Below are 14810 nucleotides of genomic sequence, written 5' to 3' on the forward strand. Positions count from 1 at the left end.
GCTATATATGTACAAAACTACGTAGTTTTGTACATATATATTTGACTTATGACAACAGCTACACTTTTTACCGTTGAATCCCTGTCTAACGGGCATTCTCAGCAGATCATCGATCTCATACTACCTATACAGCAGATCGAATTTAACGTTCCTGTTACGTTGAAAGATCAGCCGGACCTCCTCGATATCGAGGGATTTTATACCCGTCCGGGCGGCCATTTCTGGGGCGCTTTAAAGGATGATGAACTCGTTGGTACTATTGCCCTGATTGACACCGGACATGCTGCCGCTGCCATCCGCAAGATGTTTGTAAAAAAGGAATACCGGGGAAAGGATTTTGGTATTGCACAGCGCCTCTTAGAGACTCTTATAGCCTATTGCCGGGAAAAAGGGATAAAAGATGTTTATCTTGGCACTGTAAATGTGTTAAAAGCAGCACAACGCTTTTATGAGCGGAACGGATTTGCCCAGATTGCCATCCATGATTTACCTGTCTATTTTCCCCGCATGGCCGCGGATGAGATTTTTTACCATCTAAGCATTCAGTCATGAATATTATCGACGAATCAGGGATACTCGCTATTTCGACCAGATTACAGCGTTTAAGTGATCAGCTCCGTAAAGACGGGGCGCTGATATATAAAGCCTTTAATATTGATTTTGAACCCAAATGGTTCCCTGTCATCTATACCTTACACCATAAGCCGGAGATCAGCGTTGTTGAACTGGCAGCGGAAATAGGCTATGCGCATCCTTCTACGATCAGCCTTTTAAAAGAGCTGGAAAAAGAGAAATTAATAGAGAGTAAAAAGGATGCGCATGATGAGCGTAAACGCCTCTTGCGACTAAGTACAAAAGGCAAGGCACTCGTTACCCGTATGCAGCCTGTCTGGCAGGCAATGACCGAAGCTTTAAAAGAACTGACCGACACACAACATAACCTGATGAAGGCCATTGACGAAGTGGAAGAGCAATTTACCATGAAAGGCTTTTATGAGCGGGTAAAAAGGAAGATGTAAGTCCGCCGGTACGGGTATCTCCCCCGCTAAAACATGGATAATTTATTGGTATCGTGCAACTTTCCGGGCACTATTTCGTCTTTACACAAGACAACTGACGCTGCCCCGGATTAAACCAATAAATTATCAATCATGTTATTCACCTCTGTTAAAGCAAGCTGCATCTGCTTTTTATGCCTGCTTTTCAACGTACAACTGTACGCCCACAATGGTAGTATTGCATATGCCTATCCCCTTGGCAAAATTATAGTAGACGGTGACTTTTCCGACTGGCCGAAAAATAGCGAAAAGTATCCCGTCGCGATGCACCTCTCGGATACCAAACCAAAGGATGATGCCGATTTCTCCGGTTTCTTCCAGATCGGCTACAGCCTGGATAATCAGTCCCTTTACCTGGCATTTACTATTACCGACAATGACTTTATGGAAGACACCAGCGCAAATGTACGCTGGAATACACAGGATGGTCTGGAAGTAAGTATCGATGGCCGCCATCTGCTCTCCGGCTCGGGAGTAGCCTCCTTCATGTACAGCAAAAAATTACGTAATACCAATAATGCATTTTATGATCCTTTTGCCAGTGCCCTTAACTGGGATAAAGTGCAGGTAGCCATGGTCAGAAAAGGGAATACCCGTTTCTACGAATGGCGGATCCAGCTGGGCAGTGAACTGACGACAGGTAAAACCGTCGGTTTTGACTTCCACGTATTCGACAAAGACCCGGATGGCAGTTTCTCCTGGTCAGCCTGGGGAAAGGGCGCTGCCAAATACATGGAACCAAACAGTCTGGGGGACATAGTTTTCCTCCCTGCCGGTGCAAAATTGTCGAAGATCATGGGCAAAATCCAGTGGGATACGCCTGGTAAAGTACAACTTCCTTCCGTCATCCGCCTTCAATCCGCGAATGATCCAAAGCTGTGGTTAGCTGCGGAAGTAGATAGTCTGGGGAATTATTCCGCCAACGTGCCTCCTGGTAAATACGAGGTATTACTGGGAGATGATCACCTTTTCCAGGACGATAAATTGTATGTGGCCACACAGCAAACACCCGTTAGCGTTACCAGTAAGGCAGGCAATAACGTAAAAGCGCCTGATCTCACCCTTTCCATTGCCCCTATGCCGGATATCATTCCTGAAAAGGGCGTTTTACTGGCTGATTTCACCCCTTCTACCGCTGCTCAGATAGACCGCTTTATTGAAACTTACCGCGAATATTACCGTATTCCCGGCGTTTCCCTCGCCCTGATAAAAGATGGTAAGGTAGTCTATCACAAAACCTATGGAGTGCGTAATGCCATGACAGGTGACAAAGTCAATGACAGCACCTTGTTTGAAGCGGCCTCTGTTACGAAACCTGTTTTTGCTTTTGCGGTAGAACGACTGGCAGATCGTGGGGTTATCGATCTTGATAAGCCCTTGTATGAATATCTGCCTTATCCGGACATCGCCTATGATGAACGATACAAACTGATTACGGCCAGACATGTACTCACACACCGGACAGGCTTTCCCAACTGGCGGTCTATGAATAGTGACGGTAAACTGGATCTGAAGTTTATACCCGGAACTGCATTTGGTTATTCCGGAGAAGGATTTGAATATCTCAAAATGGTAGTAGAAAAGATCACCGGGAAGAAAGTAGAACAGGTGCTGCAGGAAGAAGTGGTTACACCTATCGGATTATATCATACCTTTTTCTCTAAAAATGATTCGCTGCAACGGGTAGTCGCTAATGGTCATTATAACCTGCGCCCAAGTAGTGCGGATCTGCCGGAAAGTCCGGGTATGGCCTATTCTATGCATACGGAAGCGCTGATCTTTACCCGCTTTATGCTTTACTTAATGGAACAGAAAGGATTAAAACCGGAAACTTACAATACCATCCTTTCTAAACACTCAGAGTTTAAATTTGATGATCCTAAGGAGCAGCCCCGCTTCCCTACCTATATGGGTATGAGTCTTGAAATCAGGGAAACGCCCTGGGGTAAATCATTTGGTCATGGAGGGAATAACGGTGATTTCAAATGCCTGTTTGAAGTCTACAAAGACCTTAAAGCAGGCTATGTATTTTTCACCAATTCCAATACCTCTGATGAACTGCTCCGCGACATGCGTAAGTTCATGATAGAGGGCAAAGATCCTGATACGTCTGCTCAGTAAGCAGGTGTTTCAGGTGTATATAATGACCTATTTATCCCCTTCTTTTTTAGTGCCTTTGAACAGGGCAAAAAGCGCCATTGCATGACCATGCCCCAGTTCAAAATCATCTTTCAGCCATTGTACGATCTCGCCTGCTTTTACACCACCAGCCAGTTGGCCCTTTGTAAGAAACCCTTTCTGCTCCGCCAGCTTTTTGAAATCAGCAGGCGTCTTGCCTGTTTTTGCCTGTATATTGTCGAGATAAGCCTGAAATGACATACGTTTAACTTTATGCCTCAAAGATATCCGGAAGATGTTACTTAATGAATGGGCAGATCGGACATTTAAGAGGGGCTTTTATGACTCATAGCAATAAAGTTCCCTGATACCCCTGTCAGGAATATGCAGGGCCGGATTAACAAGGTGCATATTCAGTTTCCGGATCACTGCCTTAGAAGCAGTATTCTCCGGATGCACAGTGGCATATACCTGTGGATAGTTACTGCGAATGGCAGCCTGAATCTGCCCTTCGCCGATCTCTTTGGCATAACCTTTCCCCTGAAAAGAAGGCTCAATCACAAAGCCTATTTCTGCCTGCTCGCGGCCATTCATTTCTATAAGATGAATACCCGCAAAGCCAATCACTTCCTGCGTGGTTTTATGGAGTAAAACACCCATCCCAAATGTGTCTGCCGTGTGCCCGAAATAAGACTGTATAAATCTATCATAATCAGCTGCTGAAACGGGCCCTTTCAGCACATATCGCATGATGCTTTCATTGGAAAGAATAGCTTGCAGTGACTGTTTATAATCAGCTGTATATTGCAGCAACACAAGCCTTTCTGTCTCCAGCATTATCCCGGATAGTGGTTTGTCTGTCATACTACAATGCTAGTTATTTCTGCTGTATCCTACAATCATGCGTAAAAGTTACTGATAACACAAGCCGTCAGGGCGCCCCGACAATACAGCTGGCAGCGGCACTTTGTCCGGCGGATGTAAACTCCAGTAAAACTGCTATTAAAAGCGCGGTAAGTAATATCACTGCAACCGCTATTTTCCCGTATTCCTTTATCTTTTTCATACCAGTAAATTAACTCCTGTAAAGAAAAACAGGAATACCGGATCAGGGGAAGTGGACAGATAAGGTCCTGAAGTAGTCAGATGGGCTATTTACCAATCACTTCCTGGCGATGTGACAATCCCCAGAAATGTAATTCGTCCAGCACTTTCTCCAGGGATAAACCATGCGGCGTAATGGTATATTCTACAGCAGGCGGGAAGGTATCATATACTTCTCTTTTGATCAGCTTATTCGCTTCCAGGCTTTTTAACTCCCTGGAAAGGGTTTTATCGGTAATACCGTTCACTGTTCTGGCGATCGCTTTAAAACGTTTGGGTCCGCCATCAGATAACGCAAACAGGATTAACAGCTTCCATTTACCTTCCAATGCCTGTAATGCATCGCTGATAGATAACATTGTCTTCGGACAACCACCTTTTGCTAACATAAAATTCGCTTTACTTTCCTTCCGGATAGCGCTATCCAATGGGATAGTAATATCCGTTGGATAGTAAAGCTAGGGTAATTTCGTCATTAGTTATTAAAACGATATGACAAGTAAACAATCTCCATCGAAAATCCTGCACATCTTACTATGGGTAGCACAAGGACTTTTATCCGCCACCCTGCTCTGGGCTTCCGCCACCAAATTATTTAAGCCCGCCGCTGAGCTGGCAGCCATGTGGCCATGGACAGCTGAACACCGTGGCCTGGTCGTTTTTACGGGTATACTAGACTTCCTGGGCGCACTTGGGTTAGTACTACCTGGCATACTGCGAATATGGCCCCGGCTGACCAGGTACGCCGCATATGGTATTCTGCTGTTGATGATTGCCGCCAGTGTTTTTCATATCAGCAGAGGCGAAGCCAACCTGATTGGTATTAATATCGTATTTGCAGCAATAGCTGCATTTATCGCCTGGAGAAGATAATCGCACTATTTTATCATGAAGAACGGCAGGACCAATTTTATATATAATGTAAAATAAATCTATAAGATTTACGTTAAGCCGATATATGATACGTTCCCTGTCCGTTCTTCTTACCATCATTATAACGCTTTCTTATTTTTCAGCCACTTCCTGTAGTATGTTTAAGATCACACTGCATGACAAAACGATGGCTGGTAATAATGAAGACGCCTGGAAGATCAACTCTAAGATCTGGTTTGAAAAAGGAGCGGATAGTCAATATGGAGCTGCTTACGTTGGTCATAGTGATCTGTTCCCACAGGGAGGGTACCAGAGAGGACAGCAATTCCCGTCACAGCACTCAGATACCACATTGGCTTTCTGTACTTCCATGATGGACACCATGCATGAATGCATGAATAAGATGGGCGATGGCACCACTTACACAGCTATATACGATCTGAAAGAACGGATGATCAACCTGTATTTCTACCACGATTTCAAGCATGTAGTGCGCTTTAATCTGATAGCGGAGCTAAAAAAGGGGAATCATCTGCTCAATATTCCTGACCTGTTTCCGCCCAATCACGAATACCTTCGTTTTGTCCATTTTAAGACGCCCTTCAACAGCTCTTTTATCAAACTGCTGCTGTACGTGATGGAACTGCTTTTAGCCCTGCTCACTTTATACTGGGCTATATATATCCTGGGTGTTTTATTCAACGGAAGAATTAATATAAAGGCCCATTATGGCATGTGTTTACTGCTGATCCTGAACATCGGCCTTGGCAGCTACCTGTTCATCCTGCAAAATAACCAACCGCTTTTCTATTATGATGCGCCCTATTATGTACCGGGTAAAACGATATTAAATGTCAGTGCCTATCTTCCTGTCGTACTACTGGGATTGATCATTCCGGTTGGACTGGCAAATATCAGGACTGTCCACCGGGCATCTGTTACCACTTTCACCCGCAGGGTCTTTATGCTTAATACCATCATTTACCTGGTGGCCTTGCTGCTGTTTGCTTATTGGGGACTGCTTTTCATCATACGTAGCTAATCCGGTACCATTCCTGTAAAAGTTTTATTTCAATGTTTTTTCAAATAAAAACCGGTATGCGAAGCTTGTTGTTTACAGTAATCGTTAGGAATTCAGATAAAGATATGTCAGGGTTCTCCTGATAATTCATTCATTGTAAACCGCAGATCAGTAATATTGCCCTGATAACTTTGCAAATGACCTGTCATCTCCTCTCCCTGAATCATCCCACAGCTCACATAACCACCTTTTATCTTTGTAAGGTCTTTTTCTAATTGCTGTGTGATGATCGTCTGTTGATTGAATTGTACGACAAGCTCCCCTTTTTCTGACAAAGTCATGTACAACTGTCCTTTGTTTGCAGGTAATTGCTCACTATTGATCGTCTTACCATCTGCCAGTACAATCCCTATCTGATCATGATAAGCGTATAGTTTAAAGTTATTGAAGTAGTCACAGATCACCCCGCCTTTGTCTATTTTATCCAGGTAAGCGGTAACAACCAATACATGCGGATTCCATACTTTTTTATTAAACGACAGATCTGCCGCACTCGCGTTTTGCCGGATAGTATAGCTACGGTCAAAGAATTGCGGAAGCGGTCCTTCCAGGATCATTGCAGCCGTTTCTCCCTGTCGGCTTAGTTCTTTATCCAGTAATTTTTTCAGTTCGTTGGTCCGGCTGTAATAAGCAGGATTCGCAATCAGATTACTGAATTCTTTGCGATCACGATTCAGATCATATAATTCTTCCGGTGGATGATAGCTATAACGGTCAAGCAGGAACTTTGTTTTGGGGTCAGTAGCTGCGCCAGCAATCCAGCTGTCAAAATAAAACTCATTCTGTTCAACCTTGTCGATATGCGTAATAAAACGCACGCCCGGATGATAATTCCTGATATAATGAAAGCCGTCTTTCGTAATGACCGTCCTGGAGGGTGTATAGTTATACCAGAAATGCGGTTCCATGGACGTCTCCGCAAAGATATACTGATGATGTTCTTTCTTTTTATTGAGCAACACGTCTTTAAACGATGTACCGTCTAAATCATCAATGGCCTTACCGCCTGCAAGATCTACCAGTGTCGGTGTGAGATCCGCCAGTGACACCAATGCATCTGACACGGTACCTGGCATCACTTTCCCCGGCCATCTGACAATCATCGGAATCCGTAATCCCTGATCGTATACCGACCATTTGGCGGAAGGAAATTGTGCGCCCTGGTCTGCAATAAACATCGTGACTGTATTGTCCTTCACTCCTGCGCCTTCTATTGCCTGCATTACCTCTCCCAGCATCTTATCTGCCACACCGATACTCTGGTAATAGGCAGTCAGCGCTTTGCGCGTCTCTTTTGTATCAGCAAGATAATCGGGGAGTTTTATCTGCTGCGGATCGAAGTCTGTATTCGGGAACCACGGTACGTGTGGTATCCAGGGCGCTACAATCAGACAGATAGGCTGCTCCGGATGATCCTGAAAATGTGTGCGGATCATATTAACTGTTTCCTTTTTACGATCAGTCCTGTTTTCAATAGGCGCATATTTGCCGAACTCTTCTCCGATATGCTCAAAGGGGAAGTTATGTAACGGAAAGATATCTGTCTTCCCAGAGATCACGACCCGGTATCCCAGTTTTTGCAGGAACTGCGGCAGGTTCCTGGTATTGGGCCTTACTGTGAAGTGATTCATCTGGGAACCATTCCGGAAAGGATACAATCCGGTAAACATCACACTCCTGGAAGGTGCGCACATCGGCGAAGCGGCATAGGCACTTTTAAATTGCATCCCTTCTGCTGCCAGCTTATCCATATTGGGCGTCCTGACATCTCTATTGCCATAACAGCCAACATCCTGCTGGTTCAGGTCATCTGCAATAAAAATCACGATGTTGGGTTGCCGCTGGGCAGCTGCTGTAAGTATATTGTAAAGCAAACCGAAAACACAGCTAATGATGGCAAAGAGGATTCTCAAACGGCGGAATTTTTAATTGGGTTAATAAGATATCAGCATAAATATACAAAATGTCCCATTCCCCCCTGTACTTTGACGCTTCCAGCCCTCTTCCTCTAAACACGTTGCATTTACTTTTGTATTGTCGTCCTTCACCAGCTATGCTGTTGTACTTCCAGACAGTTTAACAAAAAACTTTAATAAATGGCACACGTTAGTCCTTATCTCAATTTCAATGGCACCTGCGAAGCTGCCTTTAATTTCTACAAATCTGTGTTTAACGGCGAATTCATGAATGGCATCATGCGGTTCAGCAATATGCCGGAGCATTGCAAACCAGGAGACGAAAACCTGGTGATGCATGTGGCGCTGACTATTCCAGGTGGGAATACGATAATGGGTAGTGACTTCCCCGATTCGATGGGCGAGTTTAAAAAAGGCAACGACTTCTCACTGGCTATCTCTGCCGGATCTGAAGAAGAGGCCCGCAGGTTATTTGATGCGCTTGGTGCAGGCGGTATTGTTGATATGCCGCTGGATAAAGCGCCCTGGGGCGCTTTATTTGGTCAGCTGAAGGACCAGTATGGCATTACCTGGGCGGTGAATTACCAATACGAACCAATCCCTCAACATTAATATCATCTCCTGGTGTATGTAGCGGATTATTCCACTACATACATCAGGTCTTCGAAATCATGTGCGGCTACGAAAATCGGAACAGACGCCCAGGCAGCTTTACCTTTTTGAGCGTTTACCGTATTTTTCACCAGTTCCTGAAAACGCAGGATCACAATATACTCATGCAATTCACAAGCCCGTCTGCGCTCATTATCCCTGTATCCTTCCGATTGCATATACTCCTTATTGGCCGCCTGTAAAGCTTCATAACCTGTAATGGTCAGATTCTTTTCCGACTCACCGGTGAACTCTTTCAGCCAATCCGGATTGCCGATATCAGGCACCATCTCATAGCTTAACAGGTGAATGAACCAACGCTCGTATTGCACGGAGAAGCTGTTCATTTCAACGTAAATTGCTTTAATATCCTCCTCCTCTTCTTCCATTGTCTCGTAGAAATTACTGAGGAACTTCCCCAGGATCGGTTGCAGGTGCAACAGATCCTTTCCTAGTACCTGGTGAAAATCCGTCCGTGGCAACTGACCTAATGCCGTTTCCGCCTCTTTAATGGCTTCTGCTATCTTTCCTGCCTTTATGAGGCTTTCTATTTGTTCCATGATCTTTACGCGTTAATGCTGCAAAGAAAGGGAATTTTCGGCAGTGCCCGTAAATGCGGGAGACTGATTTATTTTTTCACCTGGTAATCATGGCCCCAGTTCTTTAGAGAATAGTTCCAATTGGACGTCGACACATCCCCTTCAGGTTGCTGCGCACTATGACGTTTGATGTACCCGTTTACCTTCTGCATGTGTTTGTAATCACCCGTAGTAAGATCTGCTTTCTTTTTATGCAAGATGTGGATGATCTTTTCACCGGATTTATGTCCTATTGACTCACCATCTCCACTATCCCAGCCGACCGACTTCGACTCTTCCGTCGTCAGCCATTTTTCAAGCTTTGAAGGTGTCATATTGACGAGCTCTTTGAACTCCTCATAGATTTCCTGCATTTCCTGCTGTTCCATAAGCTTTTTCAAAAAGTCAAGCAAATACGGTACCTCATTTATCAACCTCACACTTCCTTCAACTACGGATAGGTCCGATATAAAGCAGAAGCTTATTATCGGTGATATAGTTAAATAATCGAAAATGTACCTGTCAAAGAACTAAACGCTCAGCTGAACGATCAGGCGGTACGAGAAAATTAGCGCCTGTTTTACCCGCTGATCCTGATTGTCTATACAATATTAGCAAGAATACCGGTCCATGTCCGGCCAATGTGCACAGGACGCAAAAACATATGCACAGGACGCAAAAACGTGTGTACGTAACGTCAGATAATGGGGTCGAAAGCGGCGCCATCCCCACCATTTTTTTAAAGCTGTTAAATATCAACGAAGATGCATTACATGCAGAGATAGTAAAAGTTGCTTATCCTATCCAACAGGTAGCTGAGGCTATTTATAACAGCGATATACCGGACTTTTACGGAGACTTTCTGTTACGATAAATACTCACTGTTTATGTGCTTCCGGCGGCGTATTATGTACCTTTTTAAATGCACGGGAGAAATTGCCGATATGCCGGTATCCGAACTGAAGGGCCGTTTCTTTTACCTGCTGACCAGCTTCTAAATGCTGCCGGGCTTTTTGCATACTCACCTGCAGGTGATACTGGTGAATCGTTACGCCAAATTCAGCCTTAAATGCAGCTTTTAATGCAGTTGTCCTGATATGAAAATGCAGGCTCAATTCGACGATGGTAAAACGACGTTCAGGATGCGCGGCGATGTATGCTCCTACTGACCTGATTGTGTCCTGGCTGGTTTTCTTTACTGGCATCAGATAAGGTTAACAGTAATAGTATTTAGTCCACAAATTTAATAGAGTAGTAAAATACTGTACTTTGGAGATCTCTCTGATACTTTGGATATAGGGCCTTCCTGACTATAAATGTTCATTCGATGCCCGGAATGCTTTGGGCGATATCCCTACTTTCGCTTTGAAGATTTTATTGAAGTGGGTGGCATGTTCGAAGCCGAGGTCATAAGCAATGCCACTAACGGGTTTGTCTGTACTCCATAGCATCATTTTGGCTTTGTCTATGAGTTGCAGGTGAATATGTTCCTGGGTCGTTTTGCCGGTATTTCTTTTGAGCAGATCGGAAAGATAGTTAGGAGACAGACACAATTCAGTAGCAAAATACTTCACATCAGGAAGCTCATTTGGTTGATTGAACGATGTTCTAAGCTCTACGCAACGCTGTAAATACCGGAGTATAAGTATTTACATTACTTTAGTACTGATTTACAAAATATAGGAACAACAGCGAAATAGGGCTTTATTACCCCATCTACTTCTCTGTTTTGGTATACTGGCTCCGGATGCGGCTCAGTGTTTCCCGGGTCAGGCCCAGATAGGAAGCTACCATATGTAATGGAACACGGTTATATATATCAGGATAGGTTTTAATGAAGTTTTCATAGCGCTTTTCCGCAGTATCACTGATATTACTTAATATACGTGCCTGACTGGCATTATAACTCTTTGCTTCCAGCTTGTCTTTTAAAATTCTGAAGTTGGCCACTGTTTCCACCAGCATATCAAAATCTTTCTTGTCAATCAGCAGTAAGTCACTGTCTTCCAGTGCATCAATATTATTCTTCGACTGACTTCCACAGTTATAACTTTCATAGTCGCTCATCCACCAGGTTTCTATGGCAAACCTCAGGATGTGTTCGAAACCATTATCTCCGACATGGTATAGGCGCAGACATCCTTTTACAACAAAGGCATTGTAATGAGATATATCTCCCTCCTGTAACAGGTATTGTTTCTTACGAAGCCGTTTGGGTACGGTCACCGCACGTATCTGTGCTATTTCTTCATCTGTAAGTGCAGACCTTTCCTTTAAATATTGCTCGAAGACTTCAAACATTTGCCAGCTTATTTATAGCAAAATAACTGAATAATCACGTTAAAATGCAATACCGGTCTTGTGCCGGTGCCGGAAAATGTACTTCAAAATGTGTGTCTAACATAGAAAACCCGCTATTGACGGGGTTTCTATGTTTGTGCTGTTTTGTACTATTTCAGGATGGTCATACTCAGTGCACCACCATCGGATATGATCTCGGTTCCTACTACAAAAGACGATTCATCTGAAGCCAGGAATACGGCGGCGTTGCCAATATCTGAAGGTTGTCCGATTCTGCCTGCCGGAATGATATCTACCCACAAATTTTTTACATGGTCAATATGTTCAGGCGCCAGGAATTTACCAAACACAGGCGTATCTATTGTTCCCGGAGAAAGTACATTGACCCTGATCTTTCTGTCCAGCAGATCGAGCGAGAATCCACGTGCAAAGGAAATCACAGCTGCCTTGGCGGCTGCATACACTGACTGACCCGGAAATGCTCTGTGTCCGGCGATAGAACCGATCAATACGATCGAAGCGCCGTCTTTCAGGTAAGGCAATGCTTTCTGGATGGTGAAATAAACGCTCTTCAGATTGAGGTTCATATAATGGTCATAATCCGATTCCGTGGTAACAGCGATAGAGGCCATCTGAGCGCCTTCTACCGCGCCGCCTGCGTTTACCACAATCGTATCTATCAGACCAAACTTTTCAGCTGTATTTTTAAATATACGCTCCAGGTCTTCAAACTTTGTTACATCGGCATTGATCCCGATGAAATCACTCCCTAACGCTGTTACTGAGCGATCGAGTGTTTCCTGGTTTCTACCTACGATGGTACCTGATGCGCCTTCGTTCCTGAATGCCTCCGCAATGCCAAACCCTATACCGCTATTGCCTCCCGTGATAACTGCTACCTTATTCTTTAACTTCATGATATTTGTTTTTTATCATGGCAAATTTCGGTCGGCAGGCGCCTGTGGCCAAGGACATTTATCAAATAAGAAATGTGATAAATATCACGGTCTTAATATCTGATGGCGTTCCATATTTTGTATGAAGGACATTTTATACGTTACAGTTCACATCAAACCTGAAACACTGTTACATACCGAATGCATCAATCAGGGCTTTCGCTTCTTCCGGTTTGATAAGTGATACGCAACCATGACGTGCGGCATCCGGAAACCTTACATCTTCCTCGACAGTCCAATGATAGAGATCCGGCGAATAAGAAGCGCCAAAGCGATCTGTCATACAGTAATCATATAACAGTAACCATCCTTTTTTCTGTGGCTCTTTTATAGCCGTAGGGCCTTCGGTAATAACGGGTACGATCTGGCCATTATTTAAAGCGCCATCGATGATCTTATAAGGACCATATACATTAGAAGCGACGGCTACCCTGATAGCCCTTCTTTCACCGGTTTTAGCGCCAAATTCTTCTTCTTTATGAAACAGGTAATACTTACCCTGCTGTTCCAGCAAGGTGCCGTCTATGACCGAATAAGGCGGTTCAAAAAACACTTTCGCCGGAGAGAAGGTTTTCCAGTCGCGGGTAGTACAATACCACAGGCGGCTGTTCTTCCAGCCGGCATCTTCAAAGGAAGAAGACCAGATCAGGATATATTCTTTGGTCTTCTTATCATAAAACCACTCAGGCGCCCAGATATTCCGGGCCGATATAGCACCGGCGTCGTTACGTACGTCTTTCATCAAAGGCAATGTACCTTCTACTTTCCAGTGAATCAGATCCGGTGAGGTAAGGTAAAGACAACCGGGACCTACCTTCTCACGGTCCTTACTCCCGCCACCTGTGGATAATATCCGCCATAAACCGTCTGGTCCGCGGCGAACATAAGGATCACGTACGTGCTGGTCCCATACAGGCTTATTATCATTCAAAGGCGTCCAGTGACGGCCATCATTGGACAATGCCATGTGCATTTTTTCCAGTAACATGGGATTGGGTAATGGCACTTCTATTGTATTTCCTTTTGCATCAATTTCTATGCGGGTGGGATAACGTTGCCGGAAATAAGTCAACAGCCATACGTCTTTGCCCTTTTCAAGTTTGAAGTCTTCAGGAACCGCCTTTCCTTCAGACGATTGTACAGTAGCATCCTGCGCAGCGATGACAGGCAGTGTCTTATCCCAGTTCAGTTCCAGGTTGGACAAGTACCAGGATTGTCCGTCACCGGTATTGTTCCCTTGGAAAAACAGATAGTATTCCCCATCCTTTGCTTTGAAAATATCGGGGTGGCCGGACTCGCTATGATTCCACTCACCTGCTTTCCCATTTGCGAGGAAGGGTACGGAGGAAGTACGCGTCCAGTGAACGCCATCATTACTCTGTGCGAGACCGATCTGCTGAGGAACGTTATTATAGCTACCTGCATAAAACATGTACAATACACCGTCTTTTTCCATCACGGAAGCAGCTTCAATACATTTGCCTTCCCATGGTAGTTCGGGTTTTAATATGGAAGCATCGCTCGCCTGTTTCCAGGATTCCCTGGAGAAATCTGTACCGGCAGGGGCTGTTGCCACACCCTGCAACTGTATTTCTCCTTTCGGATCACGCGAAGCGAAATAAAGGAAATATTGTCCTTTATAGAAGGTGACTTCAGCATCTATCGCACGACCGTTGTTCCAGTCACCGGAAGGATGGAATACGGGATTACTTGCATTCTTCTGAAAATGGATCCCATCGGTAGAATAAGCGTGGCAGATGGCATCTTTAGGGCCATTGCCGTATGTCTGATAAAAGAGATGTATGGTATCATTACGTACGAGTGCACCAGGTGCACACAGGCCATTCTTCTCATATGCTTCCGTAGCGTTTAGTTCGCCTGTTTTTTGCCAGTCCTTCAGGTTTGTACTCCGTGCGATACCTATATGCCAGCCCGCACCCGCTTTACCGGGTATGGAGTAGTACATCCAGTAAGCTTCTTTGAAATGTACGATCTTAGGGTCCTTGGCAATAGGTTTCCCGGAGGATGTATCCGTGAAATACATACGTGGAATGTGCTGCGCGGATAGATTTTCTGTCCAGAGCAGCAGAACGGCAACGGCCGTCATGAAATAACGAAACTGCATTTTTTTATCGGGTTTGTTCGGTTCACTAAACATAGTGACTATTTAAATG

At 44.5% G+C, this 14810-nt stretch carries 19 protein-coding genes; 7 read left to right on the forward strand and 12 right to left on the reverse strand.

Annotated features, from left to right (window positions below; all coding sequences use genetic code 11):
- Positions 1–48: 48 nt before the first annotated feature.
- The 3 genes from CPIN_RS22750 (at position 49) to CPIN_RS22760 (ending at position 3179) form a co-directional block, all read left to right on the forward strand.
- Positions 49–552, forward strand: a complete 504-nt coding sequence (locus CPIN_RS22750; protein WP_012792198.1) for a GNAT family N-acetyltransferase — start codon at positions 49–51, stop codon at positions 550–552.
- Positions 549–1019 carry a MarR family winged helix-turn-helix transcriptional regulator gene (locus CPIN_RS22755; RefSeq protein ID WP_012792199.1) on the forward strand — a complete coding sequence of 157 codons (471 nt, stop codon included), beginning with the start codon at positions 549–551 and terminating at the stop codon, positions 1017–1019. Before CPIN_RS22750 ends, CPIN_RS22755 begins: the two co-directional genes overlap by 4 nt.
- A 132-nt stretch (positions 1020–1151) precedes the next feature.
- Positions 1152–3179, forward strand: coding sequence for a serine hydrolase (locus CPIN_RS22760; RefSeq protein WP_012792200.1), 2028 nt, complete (start codon positions 1152–1154; stop codon positions 3177–3179).
- Between the two features lie 27 nt (positions 3180–3206).
- On the opposite strand, the gene CPIN_RS22765 is transcribed toward CPIN_RS22760, so the two are convergent.
- The 4 genes from CPIN_RS22765 to CPIN_RS22775 form a co-directional block, all read right to left on the reverse strand.
- Positions 3207–3437, reverse strand: a complete 231-nt coding sequence (locus tag CPIN_RS22765) for a DUF4287 domain-containing protein (protein WP_012792201.1) — start codon at positions 3435–3437, stop codon at positions 3207–3209.
- A gap of 78 nt (positions 3438–3515) precedes the next feature.
- A complete protein-coding gene (locus tag CPIN_RS22770; RefSeq protein WP_012792202.1) occupies positions 3516–4040 on the reverse strand; it encodes a GNAT family N-acetyltransferase in 525 nt (174 codons plus the stop codon).
- Positions 4041–4107: 67 nt separating this feature from the next.
- Entirely contained in the window at positions 4108–4242 is a 135-nt protein-coding gene (locus CPIN_RS39480; RefSeq protein WP_272867901.1) for a hypothetical protein, read from the reverse strand.
- An 85-nt stretch (positions 4243–4327) separates the two neighbouring features.
- On the reverse strand, positions 4328–4669 hold the full coding sequence (locus CPIN_RS22775; RefSeq protein ID WP_012792203.1) for a winged helix-turn-helix transcriptional regulator: 342 nt from the start codon (positions 4667–4669) through the stop codon (positions 4328–4330).
- Positions 4670–4772: 103 nt separating this feature from the next.
- Here CPIN_RS22775 and CPIN_RS22780 point away from each other — a divergent pair, with 103 nt between their 5' ends.
- Entirely contained in the window at positions 4773–5153 is a 381-nt protein-coding gene (locus tag CPIN_RS22780) for a DoxX family protein (RefSeq protein ID WP_012792204.1), read from the forward strand.
- Positions 5154–5310: 157 nt separating this feature from the next.
- Positions 5311–6195: a hypothetical protein gene (locus CPIN_RS22785; RefSeq protein WP_044219488.1), complete on the forward strand. Its 885-nt coding sequence runs from the start codon at positions 5311–5313 to the stop codon at positions 6193–6195.
- A gap of 107 nt (positions 6196–6302) precedes the next feature.
- Here CPIN_RS22785 and CPIN_RS22790 read toward each other — a convergent pair whose 3' ends face one another.
- Entirely contained in the window at positions 6303–8147 is a 1845-nt protein-coding gene (locus tag CPIN_RS22790; protein ID WP_012792206.1) for a sulfatase family protein, read from the reverse strand.
- A 183-nt stretch (positions 8148–8330) separates the two neighbouring features.
- Here CPIN_RS22790 and CPIN_RS22795 point away from each other — a divergent pair, with 183 nt between their 5' ends.
- On the forward strand, positions 8331–8762 hold the full coding sequence (locus CPIN_RS22795; RefSeq protein WP_012792207.1) for a VOC family protein: 432 nt from the start codon (positions 8331–8333) through the stop codon (positions 8760–8762).
- Positions 8763–8788: 26 nt separating this feature from the next.
- On the opposite strand, the gene CPIN_RS22800 is transcribed toward CPIN_RS22795, so the two are convergent.
- Positions 8789–9361 carry a hypothetical protein gene (locus tag CPIN_RS22800; protein WP_012792208.1) on the reverse strand — a complete coding sequence of 191 codons (573 nt, stop codon included), beginning with the start codon at positions 9359–9361 and terminating at the stop codon, positions 8789–8791.
- A gap of 68 nt (positions 9362–9429) precedes the next feature.
- The gene (locus tag CPIN_RS22805; protein WP_012792209.1) at positions 9430–9768 is read right to left on the reverse strand and encodes a DUF3140 domain-containing protein; all 339 of its coding nucleotides are present in this window, start codon (positions 9766–9768) and stop codon (positions 9430–9432) included.
- Positions 9769–10043: 275 nt separating this feature from the next.
- Here CPIN_RS22805 and CPIN_RS22810 point away from each other — a divergent pair, with 275 nt between their 5' ends.
- Positions 10044–10253: a hypothetical protein gene (locus CPIN_RS22810; protein ID WP_012792210.1), complete on the forward strand. Its 210-nt coding sequence runs from the start codon at positions 10044–10046 to the stop codon at positions 10251–10253.
- Between the two features lie 4 nt (positions 10254–10257).
- Here CPIN_RS22810 and CPIN_RS22815 read toward each other — a convergent pair whose 3' ends face one another.
- The 5 genes from CPIN_RS22815 to CPIN_RS39205 all read right to left on the reverse strand — a co-directional run bounded on the left by CPIN_RS22815 (position 10258) and on the right by CPIN_RS39205 (position 14794).
- On the reverse strand, positions 10258–10584 hold the full coding sequence (locus tag CPIN_RS22815; protein WP_012792211.1) for a helix-turn-helix domain-containing protein: 327 nt from the start codon (positions 10582–10584) through the stop codon (positions 10258–10260).
- 105 nt (positions 10585–10689) lie between these two features.
- Entirely contained in the window at positions 10690–10953 is a 264-nt protein-coding gene (locus tag CPIN_RS22820) for a helix-turn-helix domain-containing protein (RefSeq protein WP_012792212.1), read from the reverse strand.
- A gap of 142 nt (positions 10954–11095) precedes the next feature.
- A complete protein-coding gene (locus CPIN_RS22825; protein WP_012792213.1) occupies positions 11096–11680 on the reverse strand; it encodes a Crp/Fnr family transcriptional regulator in 585 nt (194 codons plus the stop codon).
- 149 nt (positions 11681–11829) lie between these two features.
- The gene (locus CPIN_RS22830; protein ID WP_012792214.1) at positions 11830–12597 is read right to left on the reverse strand and encodes an SDR family NAD(P)-dependent oxidoreductase; all 768 of its coding nucleotides are present in this window, start codon (positions 12595–12597) and stop codon (positions 11830–11832) included.
- A gap of 169 nt (positions 12598–12766) precedes the next feature.
- Entirely contained in the window at positions 12767–14794 is a 2028-nt protein-coding gene (locus CPIN_RS39205) for a family 43 glycosylhydrolase (protein WP_012792215.1), read from the reverse strand.
- Between the last annotated feature and the right edge of the window lie 16 nt (positions 14795–14810).

Origin of the sequence: Chitinophaga pinensis DSM 2588 (assembly GCF_000024005.1) — a bacterium.
Lineage (GTDB): Bacteria > Bacteroidota > Bacteroidia > Chitinophagales > Chitinophagaceae > Chitinophaga > Chitinophaga pinensis.

What these genes read in the sequence shown, in the direction of transcription:
- CPIN_RS22750 (WP_012792198.1), top strand. Translation starts at nt 49, where the DNA reads ATGACAACAGCTACACTTTTTACCGTTGAATCCCTGTCTAACGGGCAT.
- CPIN_RS22755 (WP_012792199.1), top strand. Translation starts at nt 549, where the DNA reads ATGAATATTATCGACGAATCAGGGATACTCGCTATTTCGACCAGATTA.
- CPIN_RS22760 (WP_012792200.1), top strand. Translation starts at nt 1,152, where the DNA reads ATGTTATTCACCTCTGTTAAAGCAAGCTGCATCTGCTTTTTATGCCTG.
- CPIN_RS22765 (WP_012792201.1), bottom strand. Translation starts at nt 3,437, where the DNA reads ATGTCATTTCAGGCTTATCTCGACAATATACAGGCAAAAACAGGCAAG.
- CPIN_RS22770 (WP_012792202.1), bottom strand. Translation starts at nt 4,040, where the DNA reads ATGACAGACAAACCACTATCCGGGATAATGCTGGAGACAGAAAGGCTT.
- CPIN_RS39480 (WP_272867901.1), bottom strand. Translation starts at nt 4,242, where the DNA reads ATGAAAAAGATAAAGGAATACGGGAAAATAGCGGTTGCAGTGATATTA.
- CPIN_RS22775 (WP_012792203.1), bottom strand. Translation starts at nt 4,669, where the DNA reads ATGTTAGCAAAAGGTGGTTGTCCGAAGACAATGTTATCTATCAGCGAT.
- CPIN_RS22780 (WP_012792204.1), top strand. Translation starts at nt 4,773, where the DNA reads ATGACAAGTAAACAATCTCCATCGAAAATCCTGCACATCTTACTATGG.
- CPIN_RS22785 (WP_044219488.1), top strand. Translation starts at nt 5,311, where the DNA reads ATGTTTAAGATCACACTGCATGACAAAACGATGGCTGGTAATAATGAA.
- CPIN_RS22795 (WP_012792207.1), top strand. Translation starts at nt 8,331, where the DNA reads ATGGCACACGTTAGTCCTTATCTCAATTTCAATGGCACCTGCGAAGCT.
- CPIN_RS22800 (WP_012792208.1), bottom strand. Translation starts at nt 9,361, where the DNA reads ATGGAACAAATAGAAAGCCTCATAAAGGCAGGAAAGATAGCAGAAGCC.
- CPIN_RS22805 (WP_012792209.1), bottom strand. Translation starts at nt 9,768, where the DNA reads ATGGAACAGCAGGAAATGCAGGAAATCTATGAGGAGTTCAAAGAGCTC.
- CPIN_RS22810 (WP_012792210.1), top strand. Translation starts at nt 10,044, where the DNA reads ATGCACAGGACGCAAAAACGTGTGTACGTAACGTCAGATAATGGGGTC.
- CPIN_RS22815 (WP_012792211.1), bottom strand. Translation starts at nt 10,584, where the DNA reads ATGCCAGTAAAGAAAACCAGCCAGGACACAATCAGGTCAGTAGGAGCA.
- CPIN_RS22825 (WP_012792213.1), bottom strand. Translation starts at nt 11,680, where the DNA reads ATGTTTGAAGTCTTCGAGCAATATTTAAAGGAAAGGTCTGCACTTACA.
- CPIN_RS22830 (WP_012792214.1), bottom strand. Translation starts at nt 12,597, where the DNA reads ATGAAGTTAAAGAATAAGGTAGCAGTTATCACGGGAGGCAATAGCGGT.
- CPIN_RS39205 (WP_012792215.1), bottom strand. Translation starts at nt 14,794, where the DNA reads ATGTTTAGTGAACCGAACAAACCCGATAAAAAAATGCAGTTTCGTTAT.